This window comes from Kitasatospora sp. NPDC050463 (assembly GCF_040655255.1).
Classification (GTDB): domain Bacteria; phylum Actinomycetota; class Actinomycetes; order Streptomycetales; family Streptomycetaceae; genus Kitasatospora.
In genome coordinates this window covers 379,570-394,724 of the sequence record NZ_JBFAJO010000001.1, presented here as the reverse complement: position 1 = coordinate 394,724, position 15,155 = coordinate 379,570, and the positions used below count along the sequence as shown (strand labels likewise).

The 15,155-nt window shown below is 70.9% G+C and carries 15 protein-coding genes and 2 rRNA genes; 12 read left to right on the top strand and 5 right to left on the bottom strand.

Annotated features, from left to right (window positions below; translation table 11 throughout):
* The 10 genes from AB0J08_RS01785 to pstB form a co-directional block, all read left to right on the top strand.
* Positions 1 to 93: ribosomal RNA gene (locus tag AB0J08_RS01785) — 23S ribosomal RNA — on the top strand; the annotation flags it as partial.
* Positions 94 to 177: 84 nt separating this feature from the next.
* A 5S ribosomal RNA gene (rrf, locus tag AB0J08_RS01780) occupies positions 178 to 294 on the top strand.
* Between the two features lie 76 nt (positions 295 to 370).
* Positions 371 to 1,393, top strand: a complete 1,023-nt coding sequence (gene mshD, locus AB0J08_RS01775; RefSeq protein WP_360625126.1) for a mycothiol synthase — start codon at positions 371 to 373, stop codon at positions 1,391 to 1,393.
* 396 nt (positions 1,394 to 1,789) lie between these two features.
* Positions 1,790 to 3,970 (top strand): RNA degradosome polyphosphate kinase, encoded by a 2,181-nt coding sequence (locus tag AB0J08_RS01770; RefSeq protein WP_360625199.1) that lies wholly within the window; start codon positions 1,790 to 1,792, stop codon positions 3,968 to 3,970.
* A 140-nt stretch (positions 3,971 to 4,110) separates the two neighbouring features.
* Positions 4,111 to 5,196: a CHAD domain-containing protein gene (locus AB0J08_RS01765; RefSeq protein WP_360625122.1), complete on the top strand. Its 1,086-nt coding sequence runs from the start codon at positions 4,111 to 4,113 to the stop codon at positions 5,194 to 5,196.
* A 94-nt stretch (positions 5,197 to 5,290) separates the two neighbouring features.
* Positions 5,291 to 5,722, top strand: a complete 432-nt coding sequence (locus AB0J08_RS01760; protein ID WP_360625196.1) for an NUDIX hydrolase — start codon at positions 5,291 to 5,293, stop codon at positions 5,720 to 5,722.
* Between the two features lie 226 nt (positions 5,723 to 5,948).
* On the top strand, positions 5,949 to 7,079 hold the full coding sequence (gene pstS, locus AB0J08_RS01755; protein WP_360625119.1) for a phosphate ABC transporter substrate-binding protein PstS: 1,131 nt from the start codon (positions 5,949 to 5,951) through the stop codon (positions 7,077 to 7,079).
* 148 nt (positions 7,080 to 7,227) lie between these two features.
* Positions 7,228 to 8,208, top strand: coding sequence for a phosphate ABC transporter permease subunit PstC (pstC, locus tag AB0J08_RS01750; RefSeq protein WP_360625116.1), 981 nt, complete (start codon positions 7,228 to 7,230; stop codon positions 8,206 to 8,208).
* On the top strand, positions 8,205 to 9,281 hold the full coding sequence (gene pstA, locus AB0J08_RS01745; protein ID WP_360625113.1) for a phosphate ABC transporter permease PstA: 1,077 nt from the start codon (positions 8,205 to 8,207) through the stop codon (positions 9,279 to 9,281). Before pstC ends, pstA begins: the two co-directional genes overlap by 4 nt.
* A gap of 68 nt (positions 9,282 to 9,349) precedes the next feature.
* Entirely contained in the window at positions 9,350 to 10,126 is a 777-nt protein-coding gene (gene pstB, locus AB0J08_RS01740) for a phosphate ABC transporter ATP-binding protein PstB (RefSeq protein WP_360625110.1), read from the top strand.
* A gap of 136 nt (positions 10,127 to 10,262) precedes the next feature.
* Here pstB and AB0J08_RS01735 read toward each other — a convergent pair whose 3' ends face one another.
* Both AB0J08_RS01735 and AB0J08_RS01730 read right to left on the bottom strand, forming a co-directional pair.
* Complete coding sequence (locus AB0J08_RS01735) at positions 10,263 to 11,258, bottom strand: inorganic phosphate transporter (protein WP_360625107.1); 996 nt, start codon at positions 11,256 to 11,258, stop codon at positions 10,263 to 10,265.
* Positions 11,259 to 11,263: 5 nt separating this feature from the next.
* The gene (locus AB0J08_RS01730; RefSeq protein ID WP_329489086.1) at positions 11,264 to 11,884 is read right to left on the bottom strand and encodes a DUF47 family protein; all 621 of its coding nucleotides are present in this window, start codon (positions 11,882 to 11,884) and stop codon (positions 11,264 to 11,266) included.
* A gap of 384 nt (positions 11,885 to 12,268) precedes the next feature.
* Between AB0J08_RS01730 and AB0J08_RS01725 the strand changes: the two genes are divergently transcribed.
* Positions 12,269 to 12,664, top strand: a complete 396-nt coding sequence (locus AB0J08_RS01725; RefSeq protein ID WP_360625104.1) for a metal-sensitive transcriptional regulator — start codon at positions 12,269 to 12,271, stop codon at positions 12,662 to 12,664.
* 63 nt (positions 12,665 to 12,727) lie between these two features.
* On the opposite strand, the gene AB0J08_RS01720 is transcribed toward AB0J08_RS01725, so the two are convergent.
* Complete coding sequence (locus tag AB0J08_RS01720; RefSeq protein WP_360625101.1) at positions 12,728 to 12,928, bottom strand: hypothetical protein; 201 nt, start codon at positions 12,926 to 12,928, stop codon at positions 12,728 to 12,730.
* Positions 12,929 to 13,100: 172 nt separating this feature from the next.
* Positions 13,101 to 14,003: a hypothetical protein gene (locus AB0J08_RS01715; protein WP_360625098.1), complete on the bottom strand. Its 903-nt coding sequence runs from the start codon at positions 14,001 to 14,003 to the stop codon at positions 13,101 to 13,103.
* 167 nt (positions 14,004 to 14,170) lie between these two features.
* Here AB0J08_RS01715 and AB0J08_RS01710 point away from each other — a divergent pair, with 167 nt between their 5' ends.
* Positions 14,171 to 14,362, top strand: coding sequence for a hypothetical protein (locus AB0J08_RS01710; protein ID WP_360625205.1), 192 nt, complete (start codon positions 14,171 to 14,173; stop codon positions 14,360 to 14,362).
* A 45-nt stretch (positions 14,363 to 14,407) separates the two neighbouring features.
* Here AB0J08_RS01710 and AB0J08_RS01705 read toward each other — a convergent pair whose 3' ends face one another.
* Positions 14,408 to 15,118 carry a phosphatase PAP2 family protein gene (locus AB0J08_RS01705; protein ID WP_360625095.1) on the bottom strand — a complete coding sequence of 237 codons (711 nt, stop codon included), beginning with the start codon at positions 15,116 to 15,118 and terminating at the stop codon, positions 14,408 to 14,410.
* Positions 15,119 to 15,155: the final 37 nt, after the last annotated feature.

Here is a 15,155-nt window from a genome sequence, read left to right as displayed (position 1 = left end):
GGCTCCCAGTAGACGACTGGGTTGATAGGCCGGATATGGAAGCCCTGTAAGGGGTGGAGTTGACCGGTACTAATAGGCCGAGGGCTTGTCCTCAGTTGCTCGCGTCCACTGTGTTGTTCTGAAACAACGACCCCATGCCCTGGCCAGGGTGTGGTGCGGTGATAAGTTTCATAGTGTTTCGGTGGTCATAGCGTGAGGGAAACGCCCGGTTACATTCCGAACCCGGAAGCTAAGCCTCACAGCGCCGATGGTACTGCAGGGGGGACCCTGTGGGAGAGTAGGACGCCGCCGAACAATCATTCACAGAGAACCCCCCGATCCATCCGGATCGGGGGGTTCTTTGCGTTTCCCCTTGACGTATCGTCAGAGCATGGACGATCAGGACGCTCAGCAGGAACGGGTCTACAAGGGAACTCCGGCGACCGGCGAGGGGACCGTGGTCGCCCACGAGGTGCTGCGGCCGGAGGCGCGCGACGGTGCGCTGCGCGTTCTGGCGGACGCCCAGACGGTGGACGGCCGGGCCGCGGTGTCGGAGCAGGGTCGGCTGCGGCTCCGCTCCTCGGAGACGGCCCGCCCGGGAGTGGTCCACTTCGTCCAGGAGGCCGGCACCGGGTCGGCGGCGGACGTCGTCGGGTACGGGCAGCTGGAGCTCCCCGAGGGCGCGGGTGCCGACCCGTCGGCCGAGCTCGTGGTGGCGCCGGACGCCCGGGGGCGCGGGTTCGGCCGGCCGCTGCTGGACGCGGTACTCGCCGAGGCCCACCGGGCCGGCCGCGATCATGTCGACGTCTGGGTGCACGGTGGCCACCCGGCGGCCCGCCACCTCGCCGCGCAGTACGGTGCCGAGCTGGTCCGCGAGCTGCGGCAGATGCGTCGCACCGGCCCGCAGACCGAGTCCGTCGCGCTGCCGGACGGCATCGAGCTGCGGACCTTCCGTCCCGGCGAGGACGACGCCGAGTGGCTGCGGCTGAACGCACTGGCCTTCGCCCACCACCCGGAGCAGGGCTCCTGGACCGGGCAGGACCTCGCCGACCGGTTGGCCGAGCCGTGGTTCGATCCGGCGGGCTTCTTCCTCGCCACCCGCGAGGGCCGGGCGGTCGGGTTCCACTGGACCAAGGTGCACCCGGCGACGGCCACCGAACCGGCCCTCGGCGAGGTGTACGTGGTCGGAGTGGACCCGGCGGAGCAGGGCAGCGGCCTCGGCCGGGCGCTCACCGCGGCCGGACTGCGTCACCTGACCGGCGGCGGCCCGGGAGAGCGAGGGCTGGAGACCGTTCTGCTCTACGTGGATGCTGACAATCCCGCCGCTGTGCGGGTATATGAACGACTGGGGTTCACCATCCACGAGGTGGACCTGATGTACCGCGTTCAGCACCGCGAGTCCGGAACGGCCTAGCGGTACCTGGGCGGGGCAGGCGCCACGCCCGGCCGCGGCCGGGTCCGGGCCCCGGCCGCGTCGAGACACCGCCCGGCAGGCACGTAGCCACGGTCCGGCACGCGTCGGGACGGCATAGCGGAGAGCCGGGGCCGAAGCAACGGGTGTGTCGCCACACCCCGGCCCCGACCGACTCAGCTTTCCTCCTGGCCATGCGGTGTTTACCGTGGATTCAATTGCTGCCGCGAAGATCACAGGATGAAGTCCGTAGTGTCTCGCTCGTGCAGCGCCGGCCGACACCCGCTGGCCGGTCCTGTGCGGACCGCGCCGGGTGGGTGGGCGTTGGCGTTGGGCGATGACGACGGCCCGCAGAGCCTTTCCCGTCCGGACGCCGTCCTGCTGGAGGAGCTGGAGCCCATGAGCATCCCCCGCCCTGTCTCTGCCCCGCTGTCCCCTCCGGCCAGGATGTCCAGCGCGCTGGGGATACCGCCGGAGGAGCTTCCGGCCGCGGACGACCAGGCCTTCGACGAACTGCCCCAAGGCAGGTTCCTGGACCGCGAGCGCAGCTGGCTCGCGTTCAACGAACGTGTTCTGGAACTGGCCGAGGACCCGCAGATACCACTGCTCGAACGGGCCAAGTTCCTCGCGATCTTCGCGAGCAATCTGGACGAGTTCTTCATGGTCCGGGTGGCCGGCCTGAAGCGCCGGATCGCCACCGGGGTGGCCCAGCGCAGTGCGTCCGGCCTCCAGCCGCGCGAGGTGCTGGACCTGATCTGGACCCGTTCGCGGGAGCTGATGGCGCGGCACGCCGCCGCCTTCCAGCAGGAGGTCCTGCCGGACCTCGCGAACGAGGGCATCGAACTGGTCCGCTGGGCGGAGCTGGCCGAGAAGGAGCAGGCTCGCCTGCACAGCCTCTTCCGGCAGAAGATCTTCCCGGTGCTCACGCCACTGGCGGTTGACCCGGCGCACCCCTTCCCGTACATATCGGGGCTCTCCCTCAACCTCGCCGTGGTCGTGCGCAACCCGGTCTCCGGGCACAAGCACTTCGCCCGGGTGAAGGTGCCGCAGTCCCTCGCCCGCTTCCTGGAGGCGTCCCCGCAGCGCTACGTGCCGCTGGAGGACGTCATGGGGGCCCACCTGGAGGAGCTCTTCCCCGGGATGGAGGTGCTCGCGCACCACGCCTTCCGGGTGACCAGGAACGAGGACCTGGAGGTCGAGGAGGACGACACCGAGAACATCCTCAAGGCCCTGGAGAAGGAACTCATGCGGCGGCGCTTCGGCCCGCCGGTGCGGCTGGAGGTCGAGGAGTCGATCGACCCCTACATCCTGGACCTGTTGGTGCGGGAGCTGAACATCACCGAGGCGGAGGTCTTCCCGCTGCCCGGTCCGCTCGACCTGACCGGCCTGTTCGGCATCGCCGACCTGGACCGCCCCGAGCTGAAGTACCCGAAGTTCGTGGCGGGCACGGCGCGCGGGCTGACGGACGTCGAGTCGGCCTCCCAGCCGGACATCTTCGCCGCGATGCGCGAGCGGGACGTCCTGCTGCACCACCCGTACGACAGCTTCTCCACCTCCGTGCAGGCCTTCCTGGAGCAGGCCGCGGCCGATCCGGACGTCCTGGCGATCAAGCAGACGCTGTACCGGACCTCCGGTGACTCGCCGATCGTGGACGCGTTGATCGACGCCGCCGAGTCCGGCAAGCAGGTGCTGGTCCTGGTCGAGATCAAGGCGCGCTTCGACGAGCAGGCCAACATCAAGTGGGCCCGCAAGCTGGAGGAGTCCGGCTGTCACGTGGTCTACGGCCTGGTCGGGCTGAAGACGCACTGCAAGCTGTCCCTGGTGGTGCGCCAGGAGGGCGACACCCTGCGCCGCTACTCGCACGTCGGCACCGGCAACTACCACCCGAAGACGGCCCGGCTGTACGAGGACATCGGGCTGCTGACCTCGGACCCGCAGGTCGGCGCGGACCTCTCGGACCTCTTCAACCGGCTCTCCGGCTACTCGCGCCGGGAGTCCTACCGGCGACTGCTGACCGCGCCGCGCGGTCTGCGGGACGGGCTGATCTCCCGGATCCACAACGAGATCGCCCACCACCGGGCCGGCCGTCCGGCGTACGTGAAGCTCAAGGTCAACTCGATCGTCGACGAGGCCGTGATCGACGCGCTCTACCGGGCCTCCCAGTCCGGCGTGCCGGTGGACGTCTGGGTGCGCGGGATCTGCGCGATCCGGCCGGGGGTGGCAGGGCTCAGCGAGAACATCCGGGTCCGCAGCGTCCTCGGGCGCTTCCTGGAACACTCGCGGATCTTCGTCTTCGGCAACAACGGGGATCCGGAGGTGTGGATCGGCAGCGCCGACATGATGCACCGCAACCTGGACCGCCGGATCGAGGCGCTGATGCGGATCACCGACCCGGCGCACCGGGCCGAGCTGTCCGGGCTGATCGACCTCGGGGTGTCGGACGAGACCGAGTCCTGGCACCTCGGGCCGGACGGCGCCTGGACCCGCCACGCCCAGGACGCCGAGGGCAAGCCGCTGCGACACGTCCAGGACCTGCTCATCGACTCGCGCCAGCGCCGCCGGGCCGCCACCTCCCGCTGACCGCGAGCCGCCGCCACGACCCACCGCAGCGACCCACCGGGGCGAGCCGCCGACGGCGAGCCCCGAGCAGTCGGACCCGCTGCGGCGGTCGGCCACCAGCCCCGGGGGACGGCCCCGGGGGAACGGGGATCTACCTAGTCATGACCGATGCGCCGATGACGGCCCAGGCGGCCTCCACCGCGACCGCCGGGGACATCCTCTCCAGCCACCTCACGGCCCAGGCCGGGGCGTTCCTGCGGGCGCTGCCGACGGCGGTGGGCGAGGTCGGCGCCAGACCGGGGGCGGCGGTCGCCCCGTCCGTCGGTACGGCCGACCTGCTGCGGGCGGTGCGGCGGATCGGCGGGCTGCTGCACACCTTCGGCGGGACCTTCGAACAGACCTGGGCGCAGGAGTCGCGCACCGAGCTGCGCTGGCTGCTCAACCTGCTGGCGCTGGAGCCGGGGTACGTCCGCCGGGCGACCCGGCTGCTGGGCGCGCTGGACGCGCTGAACGGCAGCGAGACGGACGGCCCGGGCATGCTGGCCGGCCACGCCGGGTCGCCCAAGGCGCGGGCGCTGCTGGACCGCCAGTTGACGCTGGCCCGGACCAGGGCGCACTCGACCGTGCTGCAGGAGCTCCGCTCGGCGCGGCTGCACGCGCTGGCGGACCGGATGACGCTGCTGGTCGCCGAGGCGCCGCTGCTGGAGGCGGCGGGTGGCCGGGCCGGCGCGGTGCTGCTGCCGCAGGCGGCGGCGGCGGTCGGCGCGCTGACGGCGAGCGCCCAGCAACTGCCGCTGCGGTGGGCCGCCACCCCGTACGGCGGAAACGGGTTGCGCCGGCTGGGTTCGGTGCCGGCGGCCCGGGGAGCGGTGGACGCCGACGCGGCGCTGGCGGCGGACGACGCGCCGTGGCACCGGGTGCGGATCCTGGTGAAGCGGGCCCGCTACGCGCTGGAGGTGTGCGGGCGCCCGGCCGTCGAGCTGGACGAGCTGGACGAGGTGCTGGGGCGGCACCAGGAGGCGGCGGACGCGGCGGTCACCGCCGCCACGGCGGCGCGGACGCCGAGGATCACTCCCGCGACCGCCTATGTGCTCGGTGTGGTGCATGCTGATCAACGACTGGAGGTGGAGGCGGCGAGGTACGCCTTCGGCCGCCGGTGGCCCGAGCTCCCGCCCGGCCTGGACGGCCGGCTGGAGATCCCCCCTGCCGAGGGCTGGGGGCACACCCCCGCACCCCGGACGGCATGACTTGCGCAACCGCCTGAGCACCGAGCAGGCCCACGGCCCGACCGTCAGCAGCCCGCGGGTCGGGCGGGAACCGGTCGTCCTGGCCGCCGGCGCGGTGCTCTGGCTGCCGGGGCGGGCGAAGAAGAACGGCCGGCTCGGGCGGCCGCGGATCGCGCTGATCCACCGCCCCAAGTACGACGACTGGAGTCTGCCGAAGGGCAAGCTCGATCCCGGTGAGGGCGTGATCGAGGCCGCGCTGCGCGAGGTGCGTGAGGAGACCGGGTTCTCCTGCGTGCTCGGGGAGGAGCTGCCGGCGCAGCACTATCTGGCGCAGGGGCGGCCGAAGGAGGTCCGGTACTGGGCGGCGGTGCCGTCGGCCGGGGCGTTCCGGCCCAACCGGGAGGTGGACCGGTTGGAGTGGCTGCCGGCGGGCAAGGCCAGGGCCAGGCTGACGCACGAGCGGGACCGGGTGCTGGTGGACGCGCTCCTGGCGATGCTCGGTGCGCGGCCGATCCGGCCGGGCGCGGTGCCGGGACGATCGAAGTGATCTTCCCGCACCCTTGCCGTGACGCAACCGTTACTACCTGACGTAGTTTCCTGTCATCCGTTCGAGGTTCACTCTCCGTTCACTTCCGACCGGCTGACGCGTCACTTACCCGGCCTAACTTCGGGGATACCGGAGGGCCGAACGGGCCCCGGACCACAGCAGAACCCGCGCTTCGCCGTTTTCGCACGGCCCGCGCGCCGGCAATGCCACAGAAAGGGACACCCCTGTGAAGCTCCAGCGGAACGGCCGCTCCAAGGCCCTCGCCATCGGTGCCATGGCGCTCGTCAGCTCGCTGTCGCTCGCCGCCTGCGGTTCGGACGAGAACAACAACGCGTCCGGCGGCAGCGGCGGCTCCGCCTCGGCCGCCGCGATCAACTGTGGCAGCAAGCCCGCCGCCCTGATCTCCGCGGGTTCCACCGCGCAGGGCAACGCGATCGACGTCTGGAAGAACAACTTCGGCGCCGCGTGCTCCGGTTCCAGCATCAACTACGGCGGCGGCGGCTCCGGCGCGGGTGTCCAGCAGTTCAACCAGGGCAAGATCCAGTTCGCCGGTTCCGACTCGCCGCTGAAGCCGGCCGAGGTCGAGGACAGCAAGAAGGTCTGCACCGGTGGCCAGGGCGTCAACCTGCCGCTCGTCGCGGGTCTGATCTCGATCGTCTACAACGTGGACGGCGTCGACAACCTGGTCCTGGACGGCCCGGCCATCGCCAAGATCTTCGACTCGCAGATCACCAAGTGGAACGACCCGGCGATCGCCGCCCTGAACCCGGGCGCCAAGCTGCCGGACGCCGACATCCAGGCCGTCCACCGCACGGACGACTCGGGCACCAACGAGAACCTGACCAAGTACTTCGCCAAGGTCTCCAACGGCGCCTGGAGCTACCCGGCCGCCAAGGCCTGGGCCGGCAAGGGCGGCCAGGGCGCGAACGGCTCCGCCGGTGTCGCGGCCCAGGTGAAGCAGGTCAAGAACTCGATCAGCTACGCCGAGCTGTCCTACGCCCAGAGCAACAATCTGAAGAGCGCCGCCATCGCCACCGGCGCCTCCAAGCCGGTCGAGGCGACCGCCGCCAACGCCGCCACCACCTTCGCCAAGGCGAAGATCGCCGGCACCGGCAGCGACCTGGCGCTGACCCTCGACTACGGCACCAAGGACGAGGGTTCCTACCCGATCGTCCTGGTCACCTACGAGATCGTCTGCGACAAGGGCAACAAGGCCGAGACCATCGACACCCTGAAGGCGTTCCTGACCTACGCCGCCAGCGAGGCCGGCCAGAAGGCCGTCGGTGACGCGGGCTACGTCGCGCTCCCGAAGGAGCTGACCGACAAGGTCAACGCCGTCATCCCGACCCTGGCCTGAGCCAGGCGAACCTCCGGTGGAGCGGCCCCGTGGACGAGGGGGGCCGGGGCCGCTCCACCGGACCGCACGTCCTTCGCAAGCACGTCCGGGGCACCGCCGCCAGGGTGCCGCCCCCTCGGGGCAGCACCACCAGACCGGAGTAGACCACATGACTTCATCCACCCCTGCCGCGCCGCGAGGCAGGGAACGCCGCAAGCGTGACAGCCGGCTCGGCGACAAGATCTTCATGAACGCCGCCCGTGGGTCGGGCATCCTGCTGCTGGTCATCATGGCCGCCATCGCAGGGTTCCTGACCTGGCGCGCGGGCATCGCGCTGAGCAAGAACGAGGGCAACTTCCTCACCACCTTCGAGTGGACGCCGGACGCCGCGAAGCCCGTCTTCGGCATCGCCGTCCTCGCGTTCGGCACCATCATCAGCGCGGCGCTCGCGATGGCGATCGCCGTCCCGGTGGCCATCGGGATCGCGCTGTTCATCTCGCACTACGCGCCGCGCAGGATCGCCCAGCCGTTCGCCTACCTCGTCGACCTGCTGGCCGCGGTGCCCAGCATCATCTACGGCCTCTGGGGCGCGCTCTTCCTGGTGCCGCACCTGTACGGGCTGACCAGCTGGCTGGACGAGTACCTCGGCTGGACGTACGTCTTCGACCAGTCCCGGGTCGGCACCGTGCCGCGCACGCTGTTCACCGTCGGGATCCTGCTCGCGATCATGATCCTGCCGATCATCACCGCGGTCAGCCGTGAGGTGTTCCGACAGGTGCCGCGGATGCACGAGGAGGCGGCGCTCGCGCTCGGCGCGACCCGTTGGGAGATGATCCGCACCGCGGTGCTGCCGTTCGGCCGCCCCGGCATCATCTCGGCCTCGATGCTCGGCCTCGGCCGTGCGCTCGGCGAGACGATCGCGGTCGCGGTGGTGCTCTCCTCCAACAACGTCCTCTCGCTCCACCTGCTCGACCCGGGCGGCGGCACCTTCGCGCAGAACATCGCGCTGAAGTTCGCCGAGGCCCAGCCCTTCGGCCGGGACGCGCTGATGGCCTCCGGCCTCGTCCTGTTCGTGATCACCCTGGTGGTGAACGGTGCCGCGCGGCTGATCGTCGCCCGCCGCAAGGAGTACTCGGGGGCCAACTCATGAGCGCTGCGACCACGTCCGTTCCGGCGGACGCCCGCCCGGTCGGCCGCCCGCTGACCGCCAACCGGCTGCCCAGGTGGACCCCGGCCGCCGTCGCCGCCGGCTCGATCGCCCTCGGCTGCGGGATCGGCGCGGTCGGCGGCCTGGAGAGCCACCTGCAGTGGGGCCTGATCTCGGCGCTGCTGTTCCTGGCGATCAGCTACGGGCTCGCGGCCCGGGTCGAGGGCCGCCGCCAGGCCAAGGACCGGTTCGCCACCTCGGTGGTCTGGGTCGCCTTCATCCTGGCCGTGGTGCCGCTGGCCGCACTCACCGTCTACACCGTCCAGCAGGGCGCGGAGGTGGTGAACGGCAACTTCCTGACGCACTCCATGAAGGGCGTCCGTTACTCGGGCCCCGGCGGTGGCATCTACCACGCGCTGATCGGCACCATCGAGCAGGTCCTGCTGGCCACCGCGATGGCCGCCCCGATCGGTCTGCTGACCGCCGTCTACCTGGTCGAGTACGGCCGGGGCCGGCTCGCCAAGGCGGTCACCTTCTTCGTCGACGTCATGACGGGTGTCCCGTCGATCGTCGCCGGTCTGTTCATCCTGTCCCTGTGGAACATCGCCCTCGGCTTCACCTACTCGGGCTTCTCGGGCTCCCTCGCGCTGGCGATCCTGATGATGCCGGTCGTGGTCCGCTCCACCGAGGAGATGCTGAAGCTCGTCCCGAACGAGCTGCGCGAGGCGTCGTACGCACTCGGTGTGCCGAAGTGGAAGACCATCCTGCGGATCGTCCTCCCCACCGCGATCGGCGGTATCACCACCGGTCTGATGCTCGCGGTCGCCCGCATCACGGGTGAGACCGCCCCGGTGATGATGCTGGTCTTCGGCGCGGACTTCATCAACAGCAACCCGTTCGACGGGCCGCAGCAGTCGCTGCCGATGTACATCTGGCAGCAGTACGCGGTGGTGAACAACGACTTCGGCTACGCCCGTGCCTGGGGTGCGGCGCTGGTGCTGATCGCCTTCGTGATGGGGCTCAACCTCATCGCCCGGGGCATCGCGCGCTGGCGCTCGCCCAAGGGCGGACACTGAGCGACCGACTGACGTACGACCCCGAATTCATTAGCGGCCCCCGGCCGCGGGCGAGAGAAGTAACGATCATGGCCAAGCGCATCGACGTCAGCGGACTGTCCGCCTTCTACGGCACCACCAAGGCCATCGAGGACATCTCGATGAGCATCGAGCCCCGCTCGGTGACGGCCTTCATCGGCCCCTCCGGCTGCGGCAAGTCCACCTTCCTGCGGACCCTCAACCGGATGCACGAGGTGATCCCCGGCGCCCGGGTCGAGGGCAAGGTGCTCCTGGACGACGAGAACCTCTACGGTTCGCACGTCGACCCGGTCGCCGTCCGCCGCTCGGTCGGCATGGTCTTCCAGCGCCCGAACCCGTTCCCGACCATGTCGATCTACGACAACGTGATCGCCGGTCTGAAGCTCTCGGGTGTGCGCAAGAAGTCCGTCCTGGACGGCGTGGTGGAGAAGTCGCTCAAGGGCGCCAACCTCTGGAACGAGGTCAAGGACCGGCTGAACAAGCCGGGCGCCGGCCTCTCCGGCGGCCAGCAGCAGCGGCTCTGCATCGCCCGTGCCATCGCGGTCGAGCCGCAGGTCCTGCTGATGGACGAGCCCTGCTCGGCGCTCGACCCGATCTCCACCCTCGCCATCGAGGACCTGATCGGCGAGCTGAAGTCCCAGTTCACCATCGTGATCGTGACGCACAACATGCAGCAGGCGGCCCGCGTCAGCGACCGCACCGCCTTCTTCAACCTGGCCGGGGTCGGCCAGCCGGGCAAGCTGGTCGAGCTGGACGACACCCAGCGGATCTTCTCCAACCCGTCCGTCCAGGCGACCGAGGACTACATCTCCGGCCGCTTCGGCTAGACCGCCCGGAGCAAGAGCTGCTTCGTGGTGCTGCATGGCGGTGCCGCCGCGAAGTATGAGGAAGGGCCCGCCCCCGGGATGTGGGGGCGGGCCCTTGTCATGCGTGCCGTGCTCGTTCTGCCCGGCTGTCCTGGGCTCAGCCCCAGAACAGGTGGACGAACCAGTACATCAGCGCTGCGACGACGGCGGCCGCCGGCATCGTGATGAACCAGCCGAGCACGATGTTCTTCGCCACTCCCCAGCGGACCGCGCGGATCCGCTTGGTGGCGCCCACACCCATGATCGCGGAGGTGATCACGTGGGTGGTGGAGATCGGCGCCTTGAAGACGAACGAGGTGATGTACATGACCGTCGAGGCGGTGGCCTCGGCCGCGAAGCCCTGCGGCGGGTCCAGCTCGATGATCTTGCGGCCGAGGGTCCGCATGATTCGCCAGCCGCCCGCGTAGGTGCCCAGCGAGAGCATCGTGGCGCAGGAGATCTTCACCCAGACCGGGATGCCGTCGGTGGTCTGGTGGCCCGAGATGGTGAGCGCCATGACCACGATGCCCATCGTCTTCTGGGCGTCCTGCAGACCGTGCGCGAGTGCCATGGCGGCGGCCGACGCGGTCTGGGCGACCCGGAAGTTGCGCTTGGCGCGGTGCGGGTTGGCCCGCCGGAAGATCCACAGGATCGCGAGCATCACCAGGTAGCCGCCGACCAGGCCGACGACCGGGGAGACGACCATCGGGATGACGATCTTGTCGACGACGCCGCTCCAGAACACCTCGGTGCCGCCGGCCAGCGCCGCTCCGACCATGCCGCCGAACAGCGCGTGCGAGGAGGAGGAGGGCAGACCGAAGTACCAGGTGACCAGGTTCCAGGTGATCGCGCCGACGAGGGCGGCGAACAGGATCGCCATGCCCTGGTTGCCGGTCGGGGTCTCGATGATGCCCTGGGAGACGGTGTGCGCCACGCCGCTGCCGAGGAAGGCGCCGGCCAGGTTCATCACGGCGGCCATCGCGAGCGCGGCCCGCGGGGTGAGGGCCCGGGTGGAGACCGAGGTGGCGATGGCGTTCGCGGAGTCGTGGAAGCCGTTGGTGTAGGTGAAGAAGAACGCAACGCCGAGGACGGCGATGAGTGCAGCCGTGTCCACGAGGGTCAGGACTCCTTGACGGCGATGGTCTCCACCGTGTTGGCGACGTGCTCGAACGCGTCCGCCGCCTCCTCAAGGACGTCCACGACCTGCTTGAGCTTGAGCACCTCGATGGCGTCGTACTGGCCGGAGAACAGGTGGGCGAGCAGCTTGCGGTGGATCTGGTCGGCCTGGTTCTCCAGGCGGTTGACCTCGATCCAGTACTCGGTCAGGTTGGACATGGTGCGCAGGTTCGGCATCGCCTCGGCGGTGAGTTCGGCCGCACGCGCCAGCACCTCGATCTGCTGCTCGATGCCCTTGGGGAGGGTCTGGATGTCGTAGAGGACGACCAGGTCGACGGCCTCCTCCATGAAGTCCATGATGTCGTCCAGCGACGAGGCGAGGCTGTAGATGTCCTCACGGTCGAAGGGCGTGATGAAGGACGAGTTCAGCTGGTGGAAGACCGCATGGGTGGTGTCGTCCCCGGCGTGCTCGGCGGCGCGCATGCGCTCGACGATCTCCGCGCGGGCCGACACGTCTGATCCCAGCAGTTCCAGCAGGAGCTTCGATCCGACGACGAGGTTCTCCGCGGCAGCGGCGAACATGTCGTAGAAACTCGTCTCCTTCGGGGTCAGGCTAAAACGCACGGAAATCTCCGATGTGCGGGGTAGGGACTGAACGATGCTAGGTGCAACCAAGCGCAATTGCGCAAACGGGGTGGTGCGGGAGGAGGCGGAACCTCCTCTTCCGTTCGGCTGTCGCAGCAGTGGACCAGGCCCGCACACCCATGTGCGGACGTGAGCCCCCAGTCTGACGGAACCTCGCACGGATTGCCCCCGTCGTGCGTGCGGAACAGCGGGGTGTTGCCCGGACGGCGGAACCCCTCCCGGAACCCCTCCCGGAGCGGATCCGGAGCCGCTCCGGAGCCGCTCCGGCCCCGCGGACCGCGTCGGAGGAACACCACGACCGGCCCCGGTGTTGGACACTGGAGGCCGACGCAGCCACCCAGGCACCCAGACGAAGGCGGGCCGATGACCACGACGGAAGCGCGTACCGACCCGGACCACGTGCCCGGGAGCGAGCCGCACGGCGAAGCCTCCGCGCCGGCCGCCCCGGAGGCGGCCGGGCACCACGGCGGGCACGGTCCGCACGGGTACAGCGCCCAGAAGGACGCCCACCTCAAGCGGCTGCGCCGGATCGAGGGCCAGATCCGCGGCCTCCAGCGGATGGTCGACGAGGACGTCTACTGCATCGACGTGCTGACCCAGGTGTCGGCCGGCACCAAGGCCCTGCAGTCCTTCGCGCTCTCGCTCCTGGAGGAGCACCTGCGGCACTGCGTCGCCGCGGCCGCCGAGGAGGGCGGCGCCGAGCTGGACGCCAAGGTGGCGGAGGCCACCGCCGCGATCGGCCGGCTGCTGCGCAGCTAGCGCCCGCTCCGAACCCGGCTCCCGGGCGTCGGCCCCCGCTTCCGGGGGCCCGCTCCGGGGTGCCTAGTACCCGGCCCCCGAGGGCCGGTCCGCGGCCGCACCGCCGTCCGGCCGGTCCAGCAGCAGCACCTCGTCGATCCGCTCCGGCGGCAGCCGGTCGTCGTCACTGGCCGTGGCGGCGATCATCAGCTCGCCGGCCAGGTCGATCTCGTCGAGGGCCGCGTCCTCGTGGCCGCCGCTGCGGCCGCCCGTGGACGACACCACCTGCACCACCCCTTCAGCGCCTCGCCAGCCCGGGCGGCAGCCACCCGATGTCCAGCCTAGGCACTTCGGCGCCCGTCCACATGGCACGGACGGGTCATCTCGGCGCCGCCGAAACGGGTGGGCCGCGCTGCCCGGGATGGCCCACCCGTTCCGGCGGCGTCCCTGTGCCCGGTTACTTCGGGCTCTCGGTGGGCTTCATCGCGTAGATGTCGGCGGCGGGCGGCTCGGCCGCCTCCACCGGCTTGCCGAAGTCCGACAGCGCGGTGGTGGACGTCACCTTCACCTGGTCCTTCGCCTCCTTGGACCCGGCCACCCCGGCGAAGGTGAAGACCTCGACCACCTTGTGCAGCCGCCCCTGCTCGTCCAGCCAGGCGTCGTACGGGACGTCCTTGGCCGTGAAGGTCTGGGCCCCCATCCGCAGGCCGTCCCCGCCCCGGCCACCGGTGGCCTCCGCCGCCTTGGTGAGGTCCAGGGTGCCCCGGTAGTGCTTCAGCGGGACCCCGTCGGCGGTCTCGGTGCCGACCAGCTCCGCCTTCTGGGCCCCGCGCAGCGCACCCGCGGCGGAGGCCGGGTCGGTGGCGCCGCTGCTGACCAGGTTGCCGTCCGGCAGCTGGCGCACGTCGAGCTTGACCCACTTGCCCTCGGGCACCTTGGCGCCGCTGTTCTGCAGGTAGACGGTGCCCGGCAGGACCACCTCGACGATCTTCCCGGTGGTCGCCGCGCCCGGCGGCACCGCCACCTCCAGCCGTCCGATCCGCTTCACGTAGTCGTAGCCGCCGGTGCCGGTGAAGACGGCCCTCTTCTCGGCGGACTCGGTGACCAGCTCGGTGGCGGTGTGCGCGGAGCCCGTCCGGCCGGTGATGTCGGCGGCGCTGCGCACGGCCGTCACCGGGTCGGCCGAGAGCCGGTCGGAGGCGGCCGCCTTCTGGTCGGCCGAGCCGCCGGAGTCCGCGGCGGCTCCCGAGCAAGCGGTCAGTCCGGCCAGGGCGGCGGCGAGCACGGCGGCCCCGGCCGCCGAGCGCAGGTGGGACGGTGGGCGGCCGTGCCGCCGGTCGCTGCGCTGCTGGTCGGTCATCTTCATCCTCGCGACAACCCCCTCGGGCCCCGACTGCCCCGCCGGCCACCACCACCGGGTGGGCAGAGCTCTTTCCGGGCAAACGAGTTGGGCGTCGAAGGGTTACTCGGCACCCGGCGCGCGCAAGGCGTCGCGCGCCGGGTGCCGCGCGAGTTACGGTGAAGCACGTGCACAGTGAGCTGCCGGTCGCCCCCGGCACCACCAGGATGCCCGAGCACCGCGTCGCGATCAGCGAGCGCGGTTCCTTCTGCTTCGCGACCTGCAGCTGCGGCTGGTTCTCGCCGGCCCGCCGCTCCCGTGACCTGACCAGACGTGAGGCCGCCGACCACCTCGCCGAGAACGGCGTCGACCGGCTGTAGCGCCGACCGGGCCCTTGAGCGGGGCCGGGCCACGGAGCGGGCCGGCTATGCCGCCAGGTCGGACTCGGGCGGTTGCTCGTCCGACCTCACACTGTCGGGCGTCCGTCCCCGTCGGCGTCCGCGCGGGCGGGCGCCGCCCTGCGGCGCCCGGATCAGCGGGGCGACGGCGGTCCGGCTCAGCGCGTGGCAGAGCGGGACCAGGACGGCCATCGCGATCGGTGCCAGCAGCAGCACGACCGCGGTGGCGAGCGCGAAGCCGCCGATCACATCGGTGGGGTAGTGGACGCCCATGTACATCCGGCAGAAGCCCTGCAACAGGGCGAGGCCGCCGGCGATCCAGCCCAGCCGCCGGTTCACCAGGAACAGGGCGACCGCGATGCCCATGGACATCGTCGAGTGGTCGCTCACGAAGGAGTGGGTGCCCTCCTTGCCCTCCACCAGCACGTCCAGCCCGGGGTGGGAGACGAACGGGCGCGGGCGGTCCACGATGGCGGCGATCGGCAGGTTCGCCAGCTCGGCGAGGGCGACCGCGAGCGGTGCCCAGAGCAGCCCGGCGACGGCCACCGGGGCGTCCGGGCGACGTCTGGCCTGGAGCCAGCCGACCAGGCCCAGCAGGGCCAGGCCGATCAGGATGCCGTACTCGCCGATCCAGGAGACCGAGTGGTCCAACCACTGCGGGGAACGCTTGGCGAGGCCGTTGACGGCGTAGAGCAGTCCCAGGTCGGGGTTGGTCGTGTCGGCAAGCGGCGTCGACACGCCGCACCTCCTTCTGGTCCGCAGCACCTGTTCGATC

What these genes read in the sequence shown, in the direction of transcription:
- mshD (WP_360625126.1), top strand. Translation starts at nt 371, where the DNA reads ATGGACGATCAGGACGCTCAGCAGGAACGGGTCTACAAGGGAACTCCG.
- AB0J08_RS01770 (WP_360625199.1), top strand. Translation starts at nt 1,790, where the DNA reads ATGAGCATCCCCCGCCCTGTCTCTGCCCCGCTGTCCCCTCCGGCCAGG.
- AB0J08_RS01765 (WP_360625122.1), top strand. Translation starts at nt 4,111, where the DNA reads ATGACCGATGCGCCGATGACGGCCCAGGCGGCCTCCACCGCGACCGCC.
- pstC (WP_360625116.1), top strand. Translation starts at nt 7,228, where the DNA reads ATGACTTCATCCACCCCTGCCGCGCCGCGAGGCAGGGAACGCCGCAAG.
- pstA (WP_360625113.1), top strand. Translation starts at nt 8,205, where the DNA reads ATGAGCGCTGCGACCACGTCCGTTCCGGCGGACGCCCGCCCGGTCGGC.
- pstB (WP_360625110.1), top strand. Translation starts at nt 9,350, where the DNA reads ATGGCCAAGCGCATCGACGTCAGCGGACTGTCCGCCTTCTACGGCACC.
- AB0J08_RS01725 (WP_360625104.1), top strand. Translation starts at nt 12,269, where the DNA reads ATGACCACGACGGAAGCGCGTACCGACCCGGACCACGTGCCCGGGAGC.
- AB0J08_RS01715 (WP_360625098.1), bottom strand. Translation starts at nt 14,003, where the DNA reads ATGACCGACCAGCAGCGCAGCGACCGGCGGCACGGCCGCCCACCGTCC.